Source organism: Bradyrhizobium genosp. SA-4 str. CB756, from assembly GCF_000473125.1.
GTDB lineage: Bacteria > Pseudomonadota > Alphaproteobacteria > Rhizobiales > Xanthobacteraceae > Bradyrhizobium > Bradyrhizobium arachidis.
Map to the genome: position 1 here is coordinate 295,621 of NZ_KI421499.1, position 24,070 is coordinate 319,690.

Genomic DNA, 24,070 nt, shown 5'->3' on the forward strand with positions numbered 1-24,070 from the left:
GTCAACCTCCGAGGCGCCAGACCACCGACCAGGGCGGGAGCCGGTCGCCGGCAGCATTGCCCCAGATCGGCGTGCCAGCATTGCTATCCGAGTGCGTGATGTCCCGGTCCGACAGATTGGCGACGAGACGCAACGTGGTGCCGTCGCCCATGCGCCAATGCGCGGTGAGCAGGCCGTTGTCGGTCGCTTCGGCGTCGCCAAACGCGGCACCCTTCAGCCGCGGCGCGATCTCCTTGCGGCGTAGGATGAGCAGCTCCCTGACCAGCACGAGCCGCTTGTCCTGCTCCGGGGTGCGGCCGGTCCAGTCAAGCACCGCCGATTGCAGCGTGGCCGGATCGAGCGGGTCCGGCACCTCGTCGCCGTATTTCTCGTAGGCCCAGGCATATTCCTGCCTGCGCCCCTTGCGCACGGCGTCGGCAAGGCCGCCCTTGAATTCGCAGAAGAATGGGAACGGCACGGTCGAGCCCCATTCCTCGCCCTGAAACAGCATCGGCACCATCGGCGCCAGCAAGGTCACCGCGAGCGCGGCTTCGATCTGCTGCGGCGAGGCCAGACTCTCAAGCCGGTCGCCGAACGGACGGTTGCCAATCTGGTCGTGGTTTTGAAGGAAGTTGACGAAGGTTGCGGGCGGCAGTTCGCCGCTCGGCTCGCCGCGCGGCTTCTTGCCCCAGAATTCCGAGATCTCGCCCTGATAGACGAAGCCCGACGCCAGCGCGCGCGCAAGGTCCATGCGCGGGGTCTGGTAGTCGCCATAATAGCCGTTGAGCTCACCGGTCAGCATCACGTGCCAGACGTGGTGATAATCGTCGTTCCACTGCCCGCGATATTTGCCGTTCGGCGGCTCCTGCGCGGCGTCGAGCAGGCTGGCGCGATTGTCGCCGTTCTCCAGCACGAGGTGGATGTGCCGCCCCGTCGCCTTGGCGAGCTCGCCGGCGGCGGCGCTGAGGTCTTGCAGCATCGACTGTTCGCCGGGCACCGCCATGATGTGATTGGCGGCATCCAGCCGCAAGCCGTCAAAACGGTAGTCGCTGAGCCAGGACAGCGCGTTCTCGACCGCGAATGCGCGCACCTGCGGCACGCGATAGTCGATCGCGCTGCCCCAGGGCGTATGCGCGTCGGTGAAGAAGCTAGGTGCATAGCGGCCGAGGTAATTCCCCTCGGGACCGAAATGATTGTAGACGACGTCGAGGAACACCATCAGCCCGCGCAGATGCGCCTCGTCGATCAGCGCCTTCAGATCCTCGGGCCGGCCATAGGCGCTGTCGGGCGCATACCAGAGCACGCCGTCATAGCCCCAGCCGCGGCGGCCGGCGAAATCGGCGAGCGGCATCAGCTCCAGCGCGGTGATGCCGGTGGCGACGAGATGATCGAGCTTGTCGATCATGGCGCGGTAGGTGCCTTCCGCGGTGAAGGTGCCGACATGGGTCTCGATCAGCACCGTCTCTTCCCAGGGACGGCCGCGCCAGTCGCGCGCGCGCCATGTGAAGGCGTCGTGGTCGATCACCTCGCTCGGGCCGAACACATCCTCGGGCTGGAAGGCCGAGGCCGGATCGGGCACGTCGATCTCGTCGTCGATCCTGAACTTGTAGGGAGTGCCGACGGCAAGACCGTCAATGTCCGCGACATACCAGCCGTCCTGCCGTCGCTGCATCGCGTGCCGTCGCTCGAGCAGCAGATCGACCCGGCGCGCACCGGGCGCCCACAGGCGGAACGACACGCCGTCTTTCGTCGGCCTCGCCCCGAAAGATGGCCTCATGGCGCCCCCGCGAAGGCGAGCACGGAGCGCGGCGGCGCCTTGCTGTCGCTACCGGGTAGGAAATCAATGCTGTTCAGCTTGGCATCCGTCGTGTTCAGGATCTGCTGCCAGCTCTTGTATTCGTCGATCTCGGGCAATTTGAATACGATCTCTTCGGGGGCGGCGTTCAGAACGATAAAGATCGCGGCCGCGCCCGGTTCCACGGGGCCCATCACATAAGAGAGGAACCGCCCTTCCGGGAATTTCCAGTCGCTTTCCGTCATCTCGTCGCCGGCGGGCGTCAGCCACAGCGCGCCATAGGAGGCGCCGTCGGCGAGGCGGCCGTCGAGCCAGCGATGGCTGCGAAGCTGCGAGAACCTCTGGCGAATGCCGGCGAGGTGGCCGACGAAATCGACCATGTCCTCGCCGTCCTTGCCGAGATTGTCCCAGCCGACCCAGCCGACCTCATTGTCCTGGCAATAGGCGTTGTTGTTGCCAGATTGCGAATTACCGACCTCGTCGCCGGCCAGCAGCAGCGGAATGCCCTGCGCCAGCATCAGGCAGGCCAGCACGTTCTTGCGCAGCTGCCGCCGCAGGCCGAGGATTTGCGGATCGTCGGTCGGGCCCTCGACACCGCAATTGTTGCTGTGGTTGTCGTTGGAGCCGTCGCGATTGTCCTCGCCATTGGCCTCGTTGTGCTTCTCGTTGTAGCTGAAGAGGTCGGCGAGCGTGAAACCGTCATGCACGGTGATGTGATTGATGCTGGCGCGCGGCCGCCGTCCGTCATGGTTGAACAGGTCGGATGATGCTGTCATGCGGCTGGAGATATCGCCGATCAGGCTGCCTTCGCCGCTCCAGTAGCGGCGCATGGCGCTGCGGTAGCGATCATTCCACTCCGACCATTGCGACGGGAACGCGCCGACCTGATAGCCGCCGAGGCCGAGGTCCCAGGGCTCGGCGACCAGCTTCACGTTCGCCAGCACCGGATCCTGCCGGATCGCGGTCAGGAACGAGCTGCCGCGGTCATAACCGTTCGGCCCGCGCGCGAGCGTGGTGGCGAGGTCGAAGCGGAAGCCGTCGACATGGCAGACCTCGACCCAGTAGCGCAGCGAATCCATCACCATCTGCAGCACGCGCGGATGGGTGAGGTTCACCGACGAGCCGCAGCCGGTGAAGTCGTCGTAATAGCGCGGGTTCTCGCGGTTCAGCCAGTAATAGGAGGCGTTGTCGATGCCGCGATAGCACAGCGTCGGGCCGAGATGATTGCCTTCGGCGGTGTGGTTGTAGACGACGTCGAGCATCACCTCGATGCCGGCATCGTGCAGCCGCGCCACCGTGGTGCGGAAGGAATCGAGCGCGTTGTCCTGAGCGTAGCGCGGTTCCGGCGCGAAGAACGACAGCGTGTTGTAACCCCAGTAATTGGCGAGCTTCTTCTCCACCAAAATGCGGTCGTCGACGAAGCTGTGGATCGGCAAAAGCTCGATCGTGGTGACGCCGAGCTTCTTCAGATGCTCGATCATGGCGGGCGACGACAGCCCGCCATAGGTGCCGCGCAGATTTGGCGGGACGTCGTCGCGCTTCTGCGTCAGGCCCTTGACGTGGGCCTCGTAGATGATGGTGTCTTCCCAGGGGATGTGGGGCCGGATCTCGCGGCGGCCCCAGTTGAAGGTCTCGTCGACCACGACCGCCTTGGGCATGCCGCGCGCATTGTCGCGCCGGTCGAACGAAAGGTCCTCGCGCGGCGAGCCGGTGCGATAGGCGAAATGCGCATCGCTCCAGACCAGCCGCCCCGAGAGCCGCTTGGCATAGGGATCGAGCAGCAGCTTGTTGGCGTTGAATCTGTGGCCGTGCTCGGGCTCATAGGGTCCGTGCACGCGGTAGCCGTAGAGCTGCCCCGGCGAGACGTCGTTGAGATAGGCGTGCCAGACGTCCTCGGTGCGTTCAGGCAATTCGATGCGCTCGAGCTCACGCCGTCCTTGCGTGTCGAACAGGCAGAGCTCGACCTTCTGTGCGTTGGCGGAGAACAGCGCGAAATTGGTGCCACGCCCGTCCCAGCTTGCGCCGAGGCGTGCGGGCGATCCGGCGGTGAGGCGCATGGGTCAGCTTTCCGGAACGAGGAAGATCGCGCCCAATGGCGGAACGGTGAGGCGAAGCTCGCCGTCAACGGCCTGGACCTCGCCGATGTTCCCAACGTCGCCGCCGCCATAATGGGCGGAGTCCGAATTGAACACTTCCTTCCACCTGCCGGCAAAGGGCACGCGCACGCGATAGTTGCGATAGACGTTGGGGGAGAAGTTGACGATGACGAGACAGCGCGCCTGCTCGTCAAAGCCCTTGCGCAGCCAGGCGAACACGTTGCGGTTGGCGTCGTCGGTGATCAGCCATTCGAAGCCGGCCTGGTCGCAATCCATCTGGTGCAGCGCCGGCACGGCGCGATAGAGCCGGTTGAGGTCGCGGATCAGGGCCTGGATGCCGGAATGGTATTTGTATTCGAGCAGGTGCCAGTCGAGCGACTGGTCGTGATTCCATTCGCGGCTCTGCGCGATCTCGGCGCCCATGAACAGCAGCTTCTTGCCGGGATGGCCGAACATGAAGCTGTAATAGGCGCGCAAATTTGCAAAGCGCTGCCATTCGTCGCCGGGCATGCGGCCGAGGATCGAGCGCTTGCCGTGCACGACCTCGTCATGCGACAGCGGCAGGATGAAGTTCTCCGAGAAGGCGTAGTGCAGGCCGAACAGGATCTCGCCGTGATGATGCTTGCGATGGATCGGATCCTTGCTGATGTAGTTCAGCGTGTCGTGCATCCAGCCCATGTTCCACTTGTAGCCGAAGCCGAGCCCGCCGAATTCGACCGGGCGCGAGACCTGCGGCCATGCGGTCGACTCTTCGGCCGCGGTGGTGGCCTGCGGGAAGCGTGCGAACAGCTCGGTGTTGAAGCGGCGCAGGAAGTTGATCGCCTCGATGTTCTCCCGGCCGCCATACTGGTTGGGAATCCAGGCGCCGGGCGGGCGGCTATAGTCGAGATAGAGCATGGAGGCGACGGCGTCGACGCGCAGGCCGTCGATCGCGTAGCGTTCCAGCCAGAACAGCGCGTTCGACACCAGGAAGTTCGTCACTTCGGTGCGGCCGTAATTGTAGATCAGCGTGCCCCAGTCCAAATGGCGGCCCTGGAGCGGATTGGCGTGCTCGTAGAGTGCGGTGCCGTCGAAGCTGCCGAGACCGTGAGGATCATCGGGGAAATGCCCGGGCACCCAGTCGAGCAGCACGCCGATGCCTTCACGGTGGCAGGCATCGACGAGAGCGGCGAAATCGTCCGGCGAGCCGAAGCGGCTGGTCGGCGCATAAAGTCCGGTCGGCTGATAGCCCCACGAGCCGTCGAACGGGTGCTCGCTCACGGGAAGGAATTCGAGATGGGTGAAGCCCATGTCGCGGGCATAGGCCGGCAGCTGCTCGGCGAGCTCGCGATAGGTCAGCCATTCATTGCCGTTCTTGCGCCGCCACGAGCCGAGATGGACCTCGTAGATCGACATCGGCGCCGACAGCGCGTTGATGCCGTCGGGTGCCGGGCGCGGCCGAGGCAGATGCGCCTCGTCGAACACGATCGAGGCCGTCTTTGGCCGCACCTCGCTCGCAAACGCCATCGGATCGGATTTCAGCGGCAGCAGATGGCCGTGGGGGCCGATGATCTCGAACTTGTAGTGATCGCCACTCTTGGCGTGCGGAATGAACAATTCCCAATAGCCGGCGCCGCGCACCCGCATCGGATGGCGACGCCCGTCCCAGAAATTGAAATCGCCGACCACGGACACGCGCCGCGCATTCGGCGCCAGCACGACGAAGCCGATGCCGTCGATGCCTTCGAGCCGCATCGGATGTGCGCCGAGCTTGTCGTAGAGGCGCTGATGGGTGCCTTCGCCGAGCAAATAGAGATCGAAGTCGGTCAGGATCGGCGGAAAGCGGTAAGCGTCCTCGAACTCGACGACGCTGTCGCCGAATTTTGCGCGCAGCTGATAGCGCTTCGAGCCATTGGGCAGCGCGCCGATGAACAGGCCGGCATCGTGGACACGATCGAGGGCTGCGATCTCGCCATGCTCGCCGACCGCCTCGACATTGGAGGCTTCGGGCAGGAACGCGCGCACCACGCTTTTGCCACCCTCGGGATGCAGCCCGAGATAGTGGAAGGGATCGGAGTGACGGCCCTCGATGATGGCGTAGGCTTCGGCAGGCAGCTTAGGCATGGGCTTCGCTCTCGGTACTGGACAGAATGCGAAGCAGTCCGGTCAGCGGCGCATGGAGCCCCTCGGGCCGGTGGGACAGCTCGTACTCTACTTCGTCGAACGCTTCATCAAGCAGGAAAAACCTTAACAGGCCTTCCGAGGCTTGCGCATCGTCTGGCCAGAGCCGGCGATCCGTCATGGCTTCGTCATAGGCAGTGAGGAACGTCGCGGTCGCACGCTCGCGCCATTCGTCGAGCGCAGCGGCGAGCCGGTCCTGCTCGTCGGACGGGCCCGTGCGCGCGCGGCCAAGGGCTGCGTTAACCGAAAGATCGATCGAGCGGATCAGGCCGGCGACGTCGCGCGCGGCAGGCAGCTTGCGCCACTTGTCGGCCAGCGGCAGACGCGGATCGCCGTCGAAATCGATGATGAAGATGTCATCCTTCACGATCAGAATTTGCCCGAGGCGGAAGTCGCCATGATGACGGATGTTCAACCCGCCGATCCCGGAACGCAATAGCGCATTGAGCCGGTCGGGCAGGGTGTTGCGTGCCGCGATGATCCGGTCGATCAGCGGCCGGTCCGCCTCCCGCAGGCCGTCACGGCTCTCAGTGAGGCGCTCGAACACCTGCTCGGCACGCGCCTTGAGATCGGAGACCCAGCGCTTGATCTGTGCGGAGCCGATCGGCTCCGGGGCGAGATCGGGCGGGGTAGCCGCGGCCAGCGCGACATGCAGCTCGCCGAGCCGCCGGCCGATCTGGGCCATGAAGTGCAGATAGGGCGCCTGCTCCTGGGTCTCACGCTGCGTTTCCCCTGGCGGCAGCACGCGCTGCTCGTCGATATAGCGGTCGAGATAGCCCGTGGTCACCGTCCAGCCGTCGCCCTGGTTCTCGACATAAGCATGCAGCACCCCGAGCGCGCTGCGGTGATCGCCCTCGATCAGCTCGACGCTGCCGAGCAGTGCCGGCGCATTGGCGAAGCGAGCCACTTCCGTGAGGTAGTGGCCGATCTCGATCTCGGGACTGGTCCCGCTTTGGAGCCGGCGGTAGATCTTGGCGACATATTGGTTGTCGACCAGCGCAGTGCTGTTCGACTGCTCGATCGTGCGGATGCGCTGGGGTTCCTTGATGGTGTAATCGGCGAACCGGCTGGTGGCCTTGAACTCCAGCCGCAGATTGTTCTCATCCACCACCAGGTTTTGCGACAGACCGCGCAGGAAAAGCCCGATGAAGATCTGCTCAGTCGCAACGTCAAGCAGCGTGCCTTCGCGCGCGCCCTGGCGCACGGCGGCGAGCGCCTTCGGGTTGAAGCGTTCGCGGTCGAAGCGCACCCACTCGATCTGCATCGGCATCACGTAGCGCGTGGTGACGTCGTCCCGCGTCGTCTCGAAGAACGCGATCCAGGGTCTGTTGTCGCCGATGTCGCTGAACGGCACCGCCGAGGTGAGCGTGGCCTTGATCTGCTTGGGATTGTGATCGGGATACCAGCGTGTCCGCGACAGGAAGCCCGGCAGCACGTCGCGCTCGAACACGCCGCGCTCGCGCGCCAGCGACACCCAGTTCGAATTGACCGGCACCACCAGCGTCTCGAACTCCGGCACCGCGCGCGGCGTCACCGGCTCGGACTTGTCACGCTCCTGAAGCTGGAACCAGTAGAAGCCGTACGGCCCCAGCGTGATCATGTAGGGTAATTCGCCGATCGGGGGGAAGCGCGTGCGTCCCAGCATCTCCTGCGGGATGCGGTCCTTCCACGGCGACAGGTCGAGCTCGGTCGCCTGCGCTGCGCGCGACAGATTGGCGACGCAGAGGATCACCTCGTCGCGATATTGCCGGACATAGGCCAGCACCGCGCGGTTGGCCGGGCGGATGAAGGTCATGGTGCCGCGGCCGAAGGCAAGCGTCGACTTGCGCACGGAGATCAGGCGCTTGGTGGCGCTGAGCAGCGAGGACAGGCTGCGCGACTGCGCCTCCACGTTCACCGATTCATAGCCGTATACGGGGTCCATGATCAGCGGGGCGTAGAGCCGGGCGGGATCGCAGCGCGAGAAGCCGCCATTTCGATCCGGGCTCCATTGCATCGGCGTACGCACGCCGTTGCGGTCGCCGAGATAGATGTTGTCGCCCATCCCGATCTCGTCGCCGTAATAGATGATCGGCGTGCCCGGGAAGGACAGCAGCAGTGAGTTCATCAGCTCGATCTTGCGGCGGTCGTTGTCCATCAGCGGCGCAAGGCGGCGGCGGATGCCGACATTGATGCGCGCGCGGGGATCGTTGGCATAGGTGGTCCAGAGATAGTCGCGCTCGACGTCGGTGACCATCTCCAGCGTCAGCTCGTCATGATTGCGCAGGAACAGCGCCCATTGGCAGCTCGCCGGGATATCAGGCGTCTGGCGCAGGATGTCGGTGATCGGGAAGCGGTCCTCCTGCGCGATGGCCATGTAGATGCGCGGCATCAGCGGGAAGTGATAGGCCATGTGGCACTCGTCGCCACGGCCGAAATATTCCTGCACGTCCTCCGGCCATTGATTGGCCTCGGCCAGCAGCAGCTTGCCCTTGGAGTACGCGTCGAGCTCCTGGCGCAGGCGCTTGATGATCTCATGCGTCTCCGGGAGGTTCTCGTTCGAGGTGCCCTCGCGCTCGCAGAGATAGGGAATGGCGTCGAGCCGGAAGCCGTCGACACCGGCGTCCAGCCAGCGCTTCATCACCTGGATGATGGCGCTGACGACGCGCGGATTGTCGAAATTGAGGTCGGGCTGGTGCGAGAAGAAGCGGTGCCAATAGAACGCGCCGGCCTCCGGATCCCAGGTCCAGTTCGACTTCTCGGTGTCGGTGAAGATGATGCGCGTGCCCTGGTATTTCTGGTCGGTATCGCTCCAGACATACCAGTTGCGGGCGCTGGAGCCCGGATGGCTGCGGCGCGCGCGCTTGAACCATTTGTGCTGGTCGGAGGTGTGGTTGACGACGAGCTCGGTGATGACGCGTAGGCCGCGCTTCTGCGCCTCCTGGATGAAGCGCTTGAAATCCTTCATCGTCCCGAAATCGGGATTGACCGAGCCGTAGTCGCCGATGTCGTAGCCGTCGTCGCGGCCGGGCGAGGGGTAGAACGGCAGCAGCCACAGCGCGGTGACGCCGAGGTCCTGCAGATAAGGCAGCTTCTCGGTCAGCCCGGCGAAGTCGCCGATGCCGTCATTGTTGCTGTCGGCAAAGGCCTTGACGTGGAGCTGGTAGATGATGGCGTCCTTGTACCAGAGCTCGTCCACGATCTCGGCAGACTCGGCCTTCTTGGTGTCGACGGAAGACAATACGTTCATGGCGTGACCCCTTACGCCAGGCAGCGGAACAAGAGTGCCGGATCGCGGTCGGGATCGATACGCAATTTGAGCCCACCCCATTCGATGCGGCATTGTTCGCCGGTGAGGAGATTTTCGAGTGCGGTGACGTGGCGGCGTTCGCCGCCGACATCGATGGTGAGGTCGCCGAGCGGCAACCAGAATTCGCGCGCATGGCGCGAGAGAGCGATGACCGCGATCACCGTGTTGGCCGGGTTAGTCGCCTCCTTGGCGAAGGCGATGGTCTCGCCGTCCTCGGCGCCGAGGAAGCGCAGGCTTGCTGTCTGCTGAAGCGCCGCGTTCTCGTTGCGGATGCGGTTGAGCGCGGTGATGTACGGCTTGATGTTGCCCGGCTTGTCCCAGTCGCGCTGCCTGATCTGGTATTTCTCGGAATCCTGATACTCTTCGCGGCCGGGCACGGCCTCGTGCTCGAGCAGCTCGAAACCGCTGTAGATGCCGAAGCTGCCCGACAGCGTCGCTGCCAGCGCGACGCGCGATTTGAAGGCCCAGGTCTCGCCGCTCTGCAGATGATAGGGCAAGAGGTCAGGCGTGTTCACGAACAGGTTCGGGCGATAGAAGTCTCGCTCGGGATAGCGCGTCAGCTCGCCAAGATATTGCTCCAGCTCCCACCTCAAAGTGCGCCACGGGAAATAGGTGAAGGACTGCGCGAAGCCGAGCTTGGCAAGGCCCTTCATCAGCTTCGGCTTCGTATACGTCTTGGAGAACAGGATCACCTCGGGGTGCCGGCGGCGGATGTCGCCGATCAGCCAGTCCCAGAATGGCAGCGGCGCGGTGTCGTGGTTGTCGATGGCGAAGATGGTGACGCCATGGTCGATCCAGAACAGCATGGCGTCGCGGAACGCGTTCCACAGCCCGACCCGATCGACCGAGGCGAAATCGGGGATGACGATGTCCGAATAGGGACCATCGGCCGTCCGCACCGAGCGGTCCGGCCGCCATTTGAACCATTCCGGATGCCGCGTCAGCCAGGGATGGTCCGGCGAGCATTGCACGGCGAAGTCGAGCGCGAGCTCGAGGCCGTATTCGAGGCAAGTGGCGACCAGCGCGCGGAAATCCTCGATGGTGCCGAGCTCGGGATGCAGCGCATCGTGCCCGCCTTCGGCTGAGCCGATCGCATAGGGCGAGCCCGGCTCGCCTTCGGTCGCCACCGGCGAATTGTTGCGGCCCTTGCGGCTTGTGCGCCCGATCGGGTGGATCGGCGTGAGATAGAGCACGTCGAAGCCCATCGCGGCGATATCGGGTACGCGCGAGATGCAGTCGCGCAGCGTGCCGTGCCGGCCGGGGATCTGGCTCTGGCTGCGCGGCATCATCTGGTACCAGGCGCCAAAGCGCGCTCTGTCGCGGTCGATGACAAGCGGGAAGGGCGGCGAGCGGGTCAGGTCGGGTCGCGACTGGCTTTCGGCCATGGCCTTGCCGAGCTCGGCCGCAAGCAGCGGGGCGACGTTGCCGGTCTCAAGATAGTCCTCGCACTGCCTGATGATGACCGCTGCGGCGTCCTGCCCTGCGCCATGCGCCTTGGTCAGCAGGCCAGCGCCCTCGACCGCATCGAGGCTGACATCGGCGCCGGTGCGCTGTTTTCGTGTGACACCGTTTGACCAGGTCGCGAACTCGTCGGTCCAGGTTTCGATCGCATAGGCATATTGACCGGGCTCCAGGGGCGTGAACGCGCCGGACCAGCGGTCATTGCCGTGATGGATCATCGGCTCGCTCCGCCATTCGCGGTCCTGCTCTCCTCGCCAGATCAGCGCGGCTGATATCACGGCATCGCCACCGCGATAGATGTCGGCCCAGACCTCGACGCGCTCGCGCGCAATCCGCTTCACGGCGGAGCGGCCGCCGTCGATCAAGGGGTAGACGTTTTCGATGAGGAAAGCGCTGCCGGCAGCGGCACTCTCGACAGTTTGAATTGTCTTGTTCACGGTGATGCCATTGACAAGAAAGCAGGAGCCCGTTTCCCTTGTCGGGAACCTACGCTTGGTACCACTATAGAAAGCCGCTTGTGTGTCATTGGTTCCCTCGGGAACGGCAAGCGCAGTTTGCGAGTTACCCGTGACTAACCTCTTCCGCGACCTCGTTAAAATCGATGCCACCGGCCAGACGATGGCCTGCAAGCTGCGTGCCGAATGGATCTTTTAGCTCAAGCCCGGATCAAGGGCGTTCAATCTGAATTTATCGATGCCCTCGGCAAGCTGCGGGTCACAGATCCCGTGGCCCTCAAATCCATCCTCGACGCCTTGCCGGAGAAGCGGGTCTACCGCTTCGTCGCCGGGCCGGTCGTGGTCCGTGCCCTGGGCAATCCCCGCACCGAATTGGCGACATCAGGCGCGGCGCCGCTCAGATGGAAAATCACCGGCAAGGACAAAATCATCGCGCAAGGCGAGACGCGCGAGCCCGTGATCGCCTGGCCCGCGGGCCTGCCGCTCGGCTATCACCGGCTGACGCTCACCGATGCCGAAGGCGTGAGCGAAGACGTGCCGATGATCGTGGCGCCCGAGCGCGCCTTCGGCGGCGATTTCGACCGCGGCTGGCTGCTGGCCGTGCAGCTCTACAGTGTCCGCTCGGACCGCAATTGGGGCATCGGCGACTTCACCGATCTGGCCGGGCTCCTCCGGCTGGCAAAGCAGCTCGGAGCCGACGGCGTCGGGCTCAATCCGCTGCACGTGCTGTTTGACGATCATCCCTCAGATTGCAGCCCCTATTCGCCGAACAGCCGGCTGTTCCTCAATCCGCTCTATATCGACGTCGAGGCGATCCCGGAATTTTCCGCCGATCTCGTGCCAGATGCGGCTGCGACCGCTGCGCGGCTCCGCCAGGGCGATCGCGTGCCCTACGCCGATATGGCGGCATTGAAATGGCTGGCCTTGCGCGCCGCGTTCAACAGCTTCGTGACCAGCGCGAGCGAGCCGCGCCGGAAGGCGTTCGACACCTTCCGCGCCGAACGCGCGCCGCTATTGTCGCGCTTTGCCTGTTTCGAGGTGCTGCGCCATCGCTTCACGGGGCCGTGGTGGGAATGGCCGGTGGAATGGCAGCAGCCGGATGAGACGAAGTGCGCGGGCTTGCGCACAGGACCCGACAAACGCGAGGTCGAGTTCGTCGAATTCGTGCAATGGACCGCCGATAGCCAATTGCGTGCCGCAAGGGAGCTGGCGAACCAGCTTGGCATGCGCGTCGGGCTCTATCTCGACGTCGCCGTCGGCGTGCAGTCCAACGGCTTCGATGCCTGGAACGAGCAGATGGCGATCTCGCGCCATCTGGCCGTCGGCGCGCCGCCCGACGTGCTCAACACCGTCGGCCAGGACTGGGGCCTTGCCGGCTTCAACGCCGGCGGCCTGGAGGCCCAATCCTTTGTGCCGTTTGCCGACATGCTGGCGGCGTCGATGCGCCATGCCGGTGCTATCAGGCTCGATCACGTGCTCGGTTTGAAGCGGCTGTATCTCGTGCCGCGCGGCTTCAAGCCCGACAACGGCGCCTATGTGCAGATGCCGTTCGAGGCGCTGCTCGGCGCGGTGGTGCGCGAGAGCGCAGCCCACAAATGCATCGTGATCGGCGAGGATCTCGGCACGGTGCCGGAAGGTTTCCGCGAGACCATGCAGGATTTCGGCATCTGGTCCTACCTCGTCATGATGTTCGAGCGCGACGATTCGGGCCATTTCCGCAACATCGACCACTACCGGCCGAACGCCCTGGTGACGCTGAACACGCATGACCTCTGCACCTATGCGGGCTGGCGCTCGTTCAGCGACCTCAAGATGAAGCGCTCGCTCGGGCTCGATCCCGGCGAGGACGACCAGGCGCGCTGGGACGCGCTCGGCGCGCTCGACGAGATCTTGCGGCAGAACGGCATCAACGCCAACGACCTCTATTCGGTGCTCGCCTTCCTGTCGCGCACGCCGTCGCGGCTGCTCGCGGTGTCCATGGAGGATCTGCTCGGCGTGATCGACCAGCCCAACATTCCGGGCACGATCGACGAGCATCCGAACTGGCGCCAGCGCTTACCCGTTGCGCTCGACGAGATCGCCGCTAAGGTTGATCTCGCGGCTTTGAAGGCCGCAACGCGGGAACGTTCATTGGCCGGCGGGCGTTAACCCGCCGGGATTTCCAGGCTCGAACGACATTGTCTCAGAGGATCGAGGACTATGCGCTGATCGGCGATTGCGAGACCGCTGCGCTGGTTGGGCGCAACGGCTCGATCGACTGGCTGTGCTGGCCGGCCTTCGATTCCGACGCCTGCTTCGCCGCGATCCTCGGGACAAACAAGAACGGCCGCTGGCTGATCACGCCAGCCGATGACGTCGTCAAGACCTCGCGCCGCTATCTCGGCGACACCCTCATCCTCGAGACGCGCTTTGAGACCAAGTCTGGCACCGTCGCGCTGGTCGACTTCATGCCGCCGCGCGGCAAGGCCTCCGACATCGTCCGGCTGGTGCGTGGCATCAGCGGCACGGTGAAGATGCGGATGGAGCTCGTGATCCGCTTCGGCTTCGGTGTCGACATTCCCTGGGTGCGGCGGATCGACCACTCGCTGCTCGCGATCTGCGGCCAGGACATGACGGTGCTGCGCACCCCAGTCGAGACCCGCGGCGAGGATCTCACCACGGTCTCCGATTTCGAGGTGAGGGAAGGCGAGACCGTACCTTTTGTGCTGACCTACGGTCCCTCGCATCTCGAGCCGCCCGGGCCGATCGACCCTGAGCAAGCGCTCGAAGAGACCGAAGCGTTCTGGAAGGACTGGTGCAGCCATTGCACCCGCGACGGGCCCTATCACGACCTCATCTTGCGCTCGCTGATCACGCTGAAGGCGCTGACCTTCGCTCCCACCGGAGGCATCGTCGCCGCGCCGACGACGTCGCTGCCAGAGAAGCTCGGCGGCAGTAGGAACTGGGATTACCGCTTCTGCTGGCTGCGCGATGCCACCTTCACGCTGCTGGCGTTGATGAACTCGGGCTACACCGAGGAAGCCTCGGCCTGGCACAACTGGCTGCTGCGCGCCGCCGCCGGCGCGCCGGCGAACATGCAGATCATGTACGGCATCTGGGGTCAGCGGCGCCTCTTGGAATGGGAGGCGGGCTGGCTCGCCGGCTACGAGGGCGCGCAGCCGGTGCGCGTCGGCAATGCCGCGCATGCACAGCTGCAGCTCGACGTCTATGGCGAGCTGATCGACGCCTTCCACCAGTCGCGCATGGCCAAGCTGAAGCTCGACGACGAGAGCTGGGCATTGGAATGCAACGTGCTCAATCACCTCGCCGAGGTCTGGGACAAGCCCGATCACGGCATCTGGGAGCGGCGCGGCCAGCCGAGGCATTACGTCTTCTCCAAGGTGATGACCTGGGTCGCGTTCGACCGCGGCATTAAGAGCGCCGAGACTTTTGGCTTCAAGGCGCCGCTGCTGCATTGGCGCGCCTTGCGCGAGGCCATTCATCGCGACGTCTGCAACAGGGGTTTCGACGCGGGGGAGAATGCCTTTGTCGAGTCCTATGGCTCGAAGCTGCTCGATGCCAGCGTGCTGCTGCTGCCCGGCGTCGGCTTCCTGCCGGCCGACGACCCGCGCATCCGCGGCACCATCGCCGCGGTCGAACAGCACCTGATGCACGACGGCTTCGTGCTGCGCCACGATCCGCGCGAAGTCTCCGACGAGCATCAGCCGATCGAGGGCGCGTTCCTGGCCTGCAGCCTGTGGCTCGCCGACGCCTATGTGCTGTCGGGCGATCTCGACAAGGCGCAGGTCTTGTTCGATCGCGTCGCCGGGCTCGCGAACGACGTCGGGCTATTGGCCGAGGAATACGATTCCGTCGCGCGCCGCCAGACCGGAAATTTCCCGCAGGCCCTGACCCACATCGCGCTGATCAACACCGCGCACAATCTGTCGGCGGCAAGGCAAAAGAGCGAGAAGCCGGCGATGCAGCGGTCGAAGTAGTGACCGTGCTTTAGTCTTGATTGGTACCAGAGCGGAGGTGCGCTCCCTCCCCCGCTCGCGGGGGAGGGTTGGGGAGAGGGGGTTTCCGCTGGGCGAGAACCCCCAAGAGGAGAGAACCCTCACCCGCCGCTACGCCATAGCCGAGGCTGCGCCTCGGCGTTAAGTGGACGGCCGCCGAAGGCGGCCTATGCCTCTCCCGCAAGCGGGAGAGGTGAACAAGCCGGCAGCCCGCCTCACCCCACCCCGTTCCACTTCAAGACCATCTCCATCGCCTCGGCAAAACCATCCTGCTCATTGGTCGCTGTGACGTGGGTAGCCTGGTCCTTGACGTTGTCGGTGGCGTTGCCCATGGCGATCGAGGTGCCGCTGACGCGGAACATCGCGAGGTCGTTCTGCATGTCGCCGATTGTGGCGACCGCTTCGGTCGAGATGCCGAGGCGCTTGGCCATGGCCTGCACGAACGTGCCCTTGTTGAAGCCGGGCGGGGTGATGTCGAGATAGTAGGTCTGCGAGCGCACCGCGGTCGCCTCGGCTCCGAGCGCCTCCTGCATCGCCTTCTCGCACCGCTCGAGGCCGGCGGCATCGGTGCTGGCGCCGACGATCTTGCAGGCGCTGGCGAGGTACGGCGAGAATTCCGTCACAATAGTGGGATCGGAGCGGATCGTGTGCTGCTCATGCGCGACGTATTTGCCGCCGGGGTTGTCGATCAGCCATTTGTCGTAGGTGAACAGCCAGATGTCGGCGCCGAACTCCCGGAGAATCTGCAAGGCCCGCTCGGCCGCGCTTGCGGGAATCAGGTGCTGCTCGACCGGCCTCATCTCGGGATCGATGATCGAGGAGCCGTTGAACGGGCCGACCGGCAGCCACAGCGCCAGCGGCTCGATCAGGAAGCGCATGCCGATCGCGGGACGGCTGGAGGTGATGGTGAAGCCGATGCCGGCCCGGTGCAGCCGCTGCACCGCGCTCTTTGCGCGCTCGGTCAGCGTCTTGTCCTTGGTCAGCAGCGTGCCGTCGACGTCGGAGACCACGAGTGAGATTTTCGTCATGGCATGACCTTGGGTTATGGCCGCAGCGTCGCGCCGCCCAGTTTCAATTGTCGCACGATGCCGTCCACGATCGCCTCGACGGTCTCGTCGATCGAGACAGTGACGACGTGCTCGCCAGCCTCCGGAGGCTCCAGCGTATCGAACTGGCTGGTCAGCAATCCAGGCGGCATGAAATGGCCCTTGCGCTGCGCGAGCCGCTCAGCGATCAGCTCTTTCGTGCCCCTCAGGAACACGAAGCGGACGTCATCGCGACCGCGCAGCAGCACGTCGCGGTAAGTGTGCTTCAGCGCCGAGCAGGCGATGATGACGTGCCCGCCCTTGCCGCACACCCGCGCGATCTCGTCGGCGATGGCGTTGAGCCAGGGCCAGCGGTCCTCGTCGGTGAGGGGATGGCCGGCCCGCATCTTCTCGACATTGCGGGCGGGGTGAAAGCTGTCGCCGTCCTCGAAGCGCCAGCCGAGCCGCTCGCCGAGCGCCTCCGCCACCGTGCTCTTGCCCGAACCAGACACGCCCATCACGATCAACGCACAAGGTGCTTCAACGCGGCCCACGAATTCCCTCCGGAAGCGCGGCCCTGTCGACCAGCCAGACGGTCTCACGATTCGAGCACGCGCGTACAGCCGGCAAATTCTCGCCATTGAGGAGGCGCGTCAAGATCGGCTGCTTGTCGTGCCCGGCAATCTCGAACAGCATCTCGCGGCAGGATGCCAGCACGGGGAGAGTGAGCGAGACCCGCGGCACGAACGGCGCGACATTGGCCTTGGGCACGCCGACGACCCAGCGTGCGGTCTCCTCGATCTCGGGATAACCGGGAAACAGCGAGGCGGTGTGGCCGTCCGGCCCTGCGCCCATCAGGACCATGTCAAACAGCGGCCGCGCCGGATCGAGCTGGTCCGAGCCGTAGAAGGCCTGCAGCTCGCGCGCATAGGCCGCGGCGCTCGCATCGGGATTTTCCGCGGTGGTCGGGATCGGATGAACATGGCCAGCGGGCGCGTTGCGATCGAGAAAGGTGGCGCGCGCGACCGCCATGTTGTTGAGCGGATCGCTCTCGGGGACAAAACGCTCGTCGCCGATGAACCAGTGCACGCGATCCCACGGAATCCTGCCGCGCCATTCGTCGCTGCCGAGCAGTTGATAGAGCTTCTTCGGGCTGGAGCCGCCGGTGAGGCAGATCGCGATGCGCGAGGGATTGGCTGATATCCGCGCCATCACCCGCTCGGCTGCGGCTTGCGCCAGCGCCTCGGCGTCTAGCGCGACGATCAGCTCCGGCTGGCCGGCCGCCATCACGAATATTTCCGCCAGCTGCGCCCGTCGCGGCGAAGCAGCTCGTCGGCGCATTTCGGGCCGTCGCTGCCAGCCTGATAGGTCTCGATGCCGTTGGTGCCGGCATTTTTCCAGGCATCCAGGAACGGCTGCACCGCCTGCCATCCGGCCTCGACGCCGTCGGCGCGCTGGAACAGGATGTTGTCGCCGATCATGCAGTCGTAGATCAGCGTCTCGTAGCCGGTCGAGGGATCGGCGCGGAAATAGTCGCCGTACTTGAACTTCATCTCGACGCCGTCGATGGTGATGCTCGGTCCCGGAATCTTGGCGTTGAACTGAAGTTCGATGGTTTCGGTCGGCGCGATGCCGATGGTGAGGAAGTTCTGCGACAGGCGGTCGACGTCCGTGCCTGAGAACATCGACAGCGGCGCCTGCTTGAACTTGATCGCGACTTCCGTGCGCTTGTGGCCCAGCGCCTTGCCGGTGCGTAAGTAGAACGGCACGCCGGCCCAGCGCCAATTGTCGATCATCAGTTTCAGCGCGACAAAGGTCTCGGTGGTGCTGCCAGGCTTGACGTCCTCGGTCTTGCGATAGTCCGGAATCTCGTCCTCGCCGATGCGTCCCGCGAGATATTGCGCGCGCACCGAGCTTCTCAGGGCCTCTTCCTCGTCCGGCTGTTGGATCGCGGTGAGCACATCGGCCTTCTCCGAGCGCACGGAATGCGCGTCGAAACGTGCCGGCGGCTCCATCGCGACCAGCGACATCAGCTGGAACAGATGGTTCGGCACCATGTCGCGCAGCGCGCCGGTGGCGTCGTAGAAGCCGCCGCGATGGCCGACGCCGAGCTTCTCCTCCACCGTGATCTGGACGTGGTCGATATGATTGCGATTCCAGATCGGCTCGAACATGCCGTTGGCGAAGCGCAGCACCAGGATGTTCTGCACCGTCTCCTTGCCGAGATAATGATCGATCCGGTAGATCTGGTGTTCGTCCATGATCTTCAGCAGCTCGCCGTTCAGCGCGCGTGCCGAGGCGAGGTCGGTGCCGAACGGCTTTTCGATGACGAGCCGCCGCCAGGCGCCGTTCTCTTTCATCATGCCGGTGCGGCCAAGCTCGCGCGCGGTCGGCGCGAACGCGGCCGGCGGGGTCGCGAGGTAGAACAGCCGGTTGCCGCCGGTGTCCTGCGCGCATTCCAGCGAATCCAGATGCTCGCGCAAACGGTCGAACGAGGGCGGGTCCTTCGGGTCGGCCTCGACGAAGGTCACGCATTCCAGCAGCTTCCGGGCGATGTCGTCGTCCACGGGCCGCGTCGCGAACTTGTGCAGGCCCTGCATCAGGCTGTCGCGCAGCTCGTCATCGGACTGACCCTTGCGGGCGACGCCGACGACACAGAACTTTTCCGGCAGCAGGTGCTCGGCGGCGAGATTGTAGAGCGACGGCATCACCAGGCGATGGGTGAGGTCTCCGGTGACGCCGAAGATGACGAAGGCGCAATTTTCCGGCTTGCGCTTGGCTTTCGGGTCTTTTGTCACGAATTGTTGGCCTTCGCTTTGTTGCTTCTGACCTGAGCTCTTATTTGGGCTTCACGGCGCCCGGCGGCTTCGGCTCCTTGTGGCCGCCGAAACCGGCACGCATCGCGGAGAGAATTTTCTCCGCGAAGGTGTGTTCCTTGCGGGAACGGAAACGTGTGTAGAGCGCCGCAGTCAGTACCTCTGCCGGCACGGCCTCGTCGATCGCCGCATTCACGGTCCAGCGGCCTTCGCCGGAATCTTCCACGAAGCCGGAATATTCCGAGAGCTGCGGGCTGTCGGCGAGCGCGGTGGAGGTGAGGTCGAGCAGCCAGGACGGGATGACGCTGCCGCGCCGCCACACCTCGGCGATGTCGGCGAGATCGAAATCGTAGCGATGATCCGCCGGCAGCGCGTCGATGTTGGCGTTCTTGAGGATGTCGAACCCTTCGGCATAGGCCTGCATCAGGCCGTATTCGATGCCGTTGTGGATCATCTTGACGAAATGGCCCGCGCCGACGGGACCCGCATGGATGTAGCCCTGCTCGATGCGGGGATCGCGACCCTCGCGTCCTTCGGTGCGCGGAATGTCGCCGGCGCCGGGCGCGAGCGCGGCGAAGATCGGATCGAGCCGGTCCACCACGGCCTTCTCGCCGCCGATCATCATGCAATAGCCACGGTCGAGGCCCCAGACTCCGCCGGAGGTCCCGACGTCGACATAATGGATGCCGCGCGCCTTCAGCGCCTTGCCGCGGCGGACGTCGTCCTGCCAGAAGGTGTTGCCACCGTCGATGATGACGTCGCCGTCCTGCATCACGCCGGCGATCGTCTCGATCGTCGTCTCGGTGATGTGGCCGGCCGGCAGCATCACCCAGGCCGTGCGCGGCCGCTCGAGTTTCGAGATGAACTCTTCGAGCGTGGCCGAGCCGACCGCGCCGTCTGCGGCAAGGCCGGCGACGGCCTTGGCGTCCTTGTCATAGACCACGGTCGTATGGCCGTGGCGCATCAGGCGGCGAACGATGTTGCCGCCCATCCGGCCGAGGCCGATCATGCCGAGTTGCATGTGAGAGATCTCCTTAATTCAGCGCATCATTGAGCGCCGCATTGAGCGTCGCGAGACCTTTCTTGAGCGGGCCCTTCAGGTGCACCCGAAGCGCGCGCCGGCCGCGCTCGGTGAGCACGTCGAAGTCGCCGCGCGCCTGCGCCGCCTTGATCACGCCGAAGCTCGCCTTCTGGCCTGGCACCGCCAGGTCCTTGGCGTCGTCGGCGGTGATCTGGAGGAACACGCCGCTGTCGGGGCCGCCCTTGTAGGCCTGCCCGGTCGAGTGCAGGAAGCGCGGGCCGAATTCGGCGCAGGTTGCGACATGCCGCTTGTCGCGCACCTCGAGCCGCATGGCCTGGAGCGCGTCGATCGTCGCCTTGTCGCGCGCGATGTAGCCGAGCAGGGCGACATAATCGCCGTCGCCCGAGCGCGACAGATGCGCCTTCAGCCATGAGGTGAGGTCGCCATTGGCACCGGCTGCGCGCAGCGCCGTGGCGTTGGCCTCGTCGGTGTAGAGATCGGCCTCATCCGTGCTGACCACCGGCTCCTCGGCCGGCAGCGACCCGGTCTTCTCGAACGACGCGGTGAGCTCGCGGGTCTTGATCTTGGCCGCTTCCACGTCCGGCTGGTCGAACGGGTTGATGCCGAGGATCGAGCCCGCGACCGCGGTCGCCATCTCGAAGCGGAAGAATTCCTGGCCGAGATGGTCGATCGACTTCATGACGATGCGCACCACGGGATGGCCGGCCGCCTCGATCGCGGCAAGCTTGGAGTCATGGGCGGCATCCGCCTCGCCCTCGGTGCGGATGTCGATGAAGAAGCGGTCGTTGCCGTAAGAAGCGGACTCGCCCAGCGGCTCGCCCTCGATCGGGATCAGGCCCTTGCCTTCCTTGCCGGTCGATTCCGCGATCAGCTGCTCGGCCCAGGCGCCGAAATCGGCGATCTTCTTCGACGCCAGGATCGTCACCTTGTCGCGGCCCTCGAGGCCGGCGAGGCCCATGGCAAGGCCGAGCTGCACGCCCGGATTCTCGCTCGGCGGCACGTCCGGCCCGCAGGAGCGGGCCATCGCCTGCGCATGCTTGATGAAGGTCTTGACGTCGATGCCGGCGGTCGCCGCCGGCACCAGGCCGAACGGCGAGAGCACCGAATAGCGTCCGCCGATCGACGGTTCGCCATGGAAGATGCGGGCGTAGTTCAGCTTCTTCGCCGCCTTCTCCAGCGAGGAGCCGGGATCGGTCACCGCGATGAAGCGGTGGCCGGTCTTCACCTTCGGCCCGACCGCTTGCGCGACGCGCTCATGGAAGTAATCCTTCATCGCGTTCGGCTCGGTGGTGCCGCCGGACTTGCTCGACACGATGAACACGGTGTTGGCGATGTCGATCTTGTCTTCCATCGCCCGCACCTGCGCCGGATCGGTGGAGTCCAACACGTGCAGCTTCGGGAAGCCGGGCTTCTTGCCAAAGGTCTCGGCGAGCACCTCGGGGCCGAGGCTCGATCCGCCCATGCCAAGGACGACGGCATCGGAGAAGTTCTGGCCCTTCACGCGGCCCGCGTAATCCTCGTAATCGGCGACGTTGGCCTTGGCCGCGCTGTCGAGCCAGCCGAGCCATTTGTTCTCGTCCGTGCCGGTCCAGACCGACTTGTCGCGCTGCCACAGCCTGCGGATTTTGGCGGCTGCGCGCCATTCCTCGGTGCTCTTGGCCACTGCCTTGCCGAGCCCGTCGCCGAGCGAAAGCTGCTGACGGTCGATCGCGGGTCCGAGCACGGTGGCGCGCTTGTGGGCGACCGCGCCGTAGAGCTTGTCGGCGGCGTCCGCAAACTGCTTGACGCCGTCCTTGACCAGCTCCTCGGTGATGGCGTCGAGCGACACGCCGGAGCGCTCCAGCTCCTCCAGCACGCGCCTAGCGTCGTCGATGTTTTCTTCCAGGCTGTCGCGCGGCTTGCCGTGATCGCGGAACGCATCCAGCGTCGCCGGCGGCACGGTGTTGATGGTGTCGGGGCCGATCAGCTCCTCGACGTAGAGGACGTCGCTGTAGTCCTTGTTCTTGGTGCCGGTGGAGGCCCACAGCATGCGCTGCGGCTTGGCGCCCTTGGCCGCGAGCTTCTCCCAGCGCGGACCGGAGAACAGGCGCTTGTAATCCTGATAGGCGATCTTGGCGTTGGCGATCGCGACCTTGCCCTTGAGCGCGGCGAGCCGCTCCTTCTCGGATGGGTCGTTGGCGCGGGCGATCTTCTCGTCGAGCTGCTTGTCGACCATGGTGTCGATGCGGCTGACGAAGAAGCTTGCAACGCTCGCTACATGCGAGGGGTCGCCGCCGCCGGCGACGTATTTCTCCAGGCCCGCGAGATAGGCCTCGGCCACCTCGAGATAGACCGCCTTGGAGAACAGCAGCGTGATGTTGATGCTGATGCCTTCGCCGATCAGCGTCTCGATCGCCGGCAGGCCCTCCGGCGTCGCCGGCACCTTCACCATCAGGTTCTTGCGGCTGACGTCCTTCCACAGCCGCCGCGCCTCAGTGACCGTGCCGGCGGTGTCCATCGCCAGATAGGGCGAGACCTCCAGGCTGACATAGCCGTCGCCGCCCTTGAGGCGGTCATAGACCGGGCGCAGCACGTCGGCGGCGTTCTGGATGTCCTCGACGGCGACTGCCTCGAACAGGTCGGCCACGGTGCGGTCGCCGCGCTTCAGCGCCTTGCCGATCGGGGCGTCATACTCGTCCGAGCTGCCGATCGCCTTCTCGAAGATGGAGGGATTGGAGGTGACGCCCTTGACGCCGTCGGTGTCGATCAGCCGCTTCAGGTCGCCGTTGGCGATGAAGCCACGGGCGAGGAAGTCCAGCCAGACGGCTTGTCCGTGCTTTTCCAGTTCTTTGACGGGATTCATGGTGCTTATTTATCTCCAAGCCTGGGGGGCGAGGGGTTTCCGCGCCGATCCTGACGCGCTATCCTCTAGCTTACATGCTCCCGGGAGGGAACCAATCAAGGGTATTTGCGTCATACTCTCAGTGTAACTCCGTCGCGATCATGGCGATCCAGGCGGCAGTGGCTGTGTTGCGTAAAAAATCGTTGGCCGAAAGGTTCGGCCGAGATCTCGTTGCGTAACGCCGGCCACGTCGCCGTAGGCCCGTCGCGAATGGTCATGCTGGGGGACTGCATGCACGCACATACTGACGGTGTTACGTTCGCCGTTGCCAATAGCCCGCAATCGATCGCGCCGGCCGCAAGCGCCGAGGCGTGCGATCTCGAAATCGGTCAATGCGCGACACGCCTGCGACTGCTGGTCGCGGCGGGCTTTGCGCTGACCCTGCTCAGTGCAAGCCTCGCCTTCGACATGTGGGACGGGCTCGGCGACTACGATACGACGGTCGGCTATGCCGGCGTCGCCTTGTTTGGCCTGGTGACCAGCTGGCTGATCTGGCTGCTCCCCGCCGAGCGTGGACCGGTGGTGATCGCCACTCCTTTCGGCATTCGCGATCTGCGCATCGGTAGTGAATTCCTGCTTTGGGACTCCATTGCGGAGATTTCGGCTGAGGAAAGCCGCGGGCACAAGATGATCGTGCTGACGCCGACGCCGGCCTTGCGGCGGCAGCTCAGCACCATCCGCGGCTCGGGCCGCCGGGCGCAGAGCGATCGGATTGTCATCCATTCGGACGGTTTGGCGACCGATTTTGATACACTGCTGCGTGCTTGTCGCGACTATCATGCTGCCGCCGGTCCGCGCACTGCATTGCAGCAGGAAGATGAACGAGCGACGCAAGCGGTGCTCAAGGCTTCGCCGTAGAAGCGTCATAAGATCGCCGCCCGCAGCTCGCTATGCTGCGGCGCCGGATGGACTCATCCCCGGTAATGCCCGGATGTTGCGACCAAGTGACATTTTCTGGAAATGAGCCAATATAGACATAGATTCGCACAAATTACAGGCATGTGCCTGTTCGTAACTCACGGAGTGCCTACGTTGTGCGTTGCGTCGAGTTGGCCCCAGGGTGTCCAATGATCGTC

The 24,070-nt window shown here is 64.9% G+C and carries 14 protein-coding genes; 3 read left to right on the forward strand and 11 right to left on the reverse strand.

Annotated elements, in window-relative coordinates; all coding sequences use genetic code 11:
- Position 1: 1 nt before the first annotated feature.
- The 5 genes from treZ to BRAGE_RS0101505 are packed head-to-tail and all read right to left on the reverse strand — an operon-like array spanning position 2 to position 11,217.
- On the reverse strand, positions 2-1,756 hold the full coding sequence (treZ, locus tag BRAGE_RS0101485; RefSeq protein ID WP_027560804.1) for a malto-oligosyltrehalose trehalohydrolase: 1,755 nt from the start codon (positions 1,754-1,756) through the stop codon (positions 2-4).
- Entirely contained in the window at positions 1,753-3,831 is a 2,079-nt protein-coding gene (gene glgX, locus BRAGE_RS0101490; protein ID WP_027560803.1) for a glycogen debranching protein GlgX, read from the reverse strand. Before glgX ends, treZ begins: the two co-directional genes overlap by 4 nt.
- 3 nt (positions 3,832-3,834) lie before the next feature.
- Positions 3,835-5,973 (reverse strand): 1,4-alpha-glucan branching protein GlgB, encoded by a 2,139-nt coding sequence (gene glgB, locus BRAGE_RS0101495; protein WP_027560802.1) that lies wholly within the window; start codon positions 5,971-5,973, stop codon positions 3,835-3,837.
- A complete protein-coding gene (gene treS / locus BRAGE_RS0101500) occupies positions 5,966-9,259 on the reverse strand; it encodes a maltose alpha-D-glucosyltransferase (protein ID WP_027560801.1) in 3,294 nt (1,097 codons plus the stop codon). The genes glgB and treS overlap by 8 nt, the downstream gene beginning before the upstream one ends.
- Before the next feature lie 11 nt (positions 9,260-9,270).
- A complete protein-coding gene (locus tag BRAGE_RS0101505; RefSeq protein ID WP_027560800.1) occupies positions 9,271-11,217 on the reverse strand; it encodes a maltotransferase domain-containing protein in 1,947 nt (648 codons plus the stop codon).
- 204 nt (positions 11,218-11,421) lie between these two features.
- Here BRAGE_RS0101505 and malQ point away from each other — a divergent pair, with 204 nt between their 5' ends.
- Positions 11,422-13,383 (forward strand): 4-alpha-glucanotransferase, encoded by a 1,962-nt coding sequence (gene malQ, locus BRAGE_RS0101510; RefSeq protein ID WP_027560799.1) that lies wholly within the window; start codon positions 11,422-11,424, stop codon positions 13,381-13,383.
- A gap of 29 nt (positions 13,384-13,412) precedes the next feature.
- Positions 13,413-15,212, forward strand: a complete 1,800-nt coding sequence (locus BRAGE_RS0101515) for a glycoside hydrolase family 15 protein (RefSeq protein ID WP_027560798.1) — start codon at positions 13,413-13,415, stop codon at positions 15,210-15,212.
- A gap of 233 nt (positions 15,213-15,445) precedes the next feature.
- Here the strand turns inward: BRAGE_RS0101515 and BRAGE_RS0101520 are convergent, their stop codons facing one another.
- From BRAGE_RS0101520 to BRAGE_RS0101545, 6 genes are read right to left on the reverse strand one after another with little or no spacing between them, the layout of a single operon-like run.
- Positions 15,446-16,258, reverse strand: coding sequence for a Cof-type HAD-IIB family hydrolase (locus BRAGE_RS0101520; protein WP_027560797.1), 813 nt, complete (start codon positions 16,256-16,258; stop codon positions 15,446-15,448).
- Positions 16,259-16,272: 14 nt separating this feature from the next.
- On the reverse strand, positions 16,273-16,773 hold the full coding sequence (locus BRAGE_RS0101525; protein WP_028146176.1) for a gluconokinase: 501 nt from the start codon (positions 16,771-16,773) through the stop codon (positions 16,273-16,275).
- A gap of 22 nt (positions 16,774-16,795) precedes the next feature.
- The gene (gene pgl, locus BRAGE_RS0101530; protein ID WP_027560795.1) at positions 16,796-17,545 is read right to left on the reverse strand and encodes a 6-phosphogluconolactonase; all 750 of its coding nucleotides are present in this window, start codon (positions 17,543-17,545) and stop codon (positions 16,796-16,798) included.
- Positions 17,542-19,053 (reverse strand): glucose-6-phosphate dehydrogenase, encoded by a 1,512-nt coding sequence (gene zwf, locus BRAGE_RS0101535; RefSeq protein ID WP_027560794.1) that lies wholly within the window; start codon positions 19,051-19,053, stop codon positions 17,542-17,544. Before zwf ends, pgl begins: the two co-directional genes overlap by 4 nt.
- A gap of 40 nt (positions 19,054-19,093) precedes the next feature.
- The gene (gene gnd / locus BRAGE_RS0101540) at positions 19,094-20,092 is read right to left on the reverse strand and encodes a phosphogluconate dehydrogenase (NAD(+)-dependent, decarboxylating) (RefSeq protein ID WP_027560793.1); all 999 of its coding nucleotides are present in this window, start codon (positions 20,090-20,092) and stop codon (positions 19,094-19,096) included.
- 13 nt (positions 20,093-20,105) lie between these two features.
- On the reverse strand, positions 20,106-22,955 hold the full coding sequence (locus BRAGE_RS0101545; RefSeq protein WP_027560792.1) for a bifunctional transaldolase/phosoglucose isomerase: 2,850 nt from the start codon (positions 22,953-22,955) through the stop codon (positions 20,106-20,108).
- 210 nt (positions 22,956-23,165) lie between these two features.
- Here BRAGE_RS0101545 and BRAGE_RS47595 point away from each other — a divergent pair, with 210 nt between their 5' ends.
- Complete coding sequence (locus tag BRAGE_RS47595) at positions 23,166-23,852, forward strand: STM3941 family protein (RefSeq protein ID WP_231164106.1); 687 nt, start codon at positions 23,166-23,168, stop codon at positions 23,850-23,852.
- Positions 23,853-24,070 lie beyond the last annotated feature (218 nt).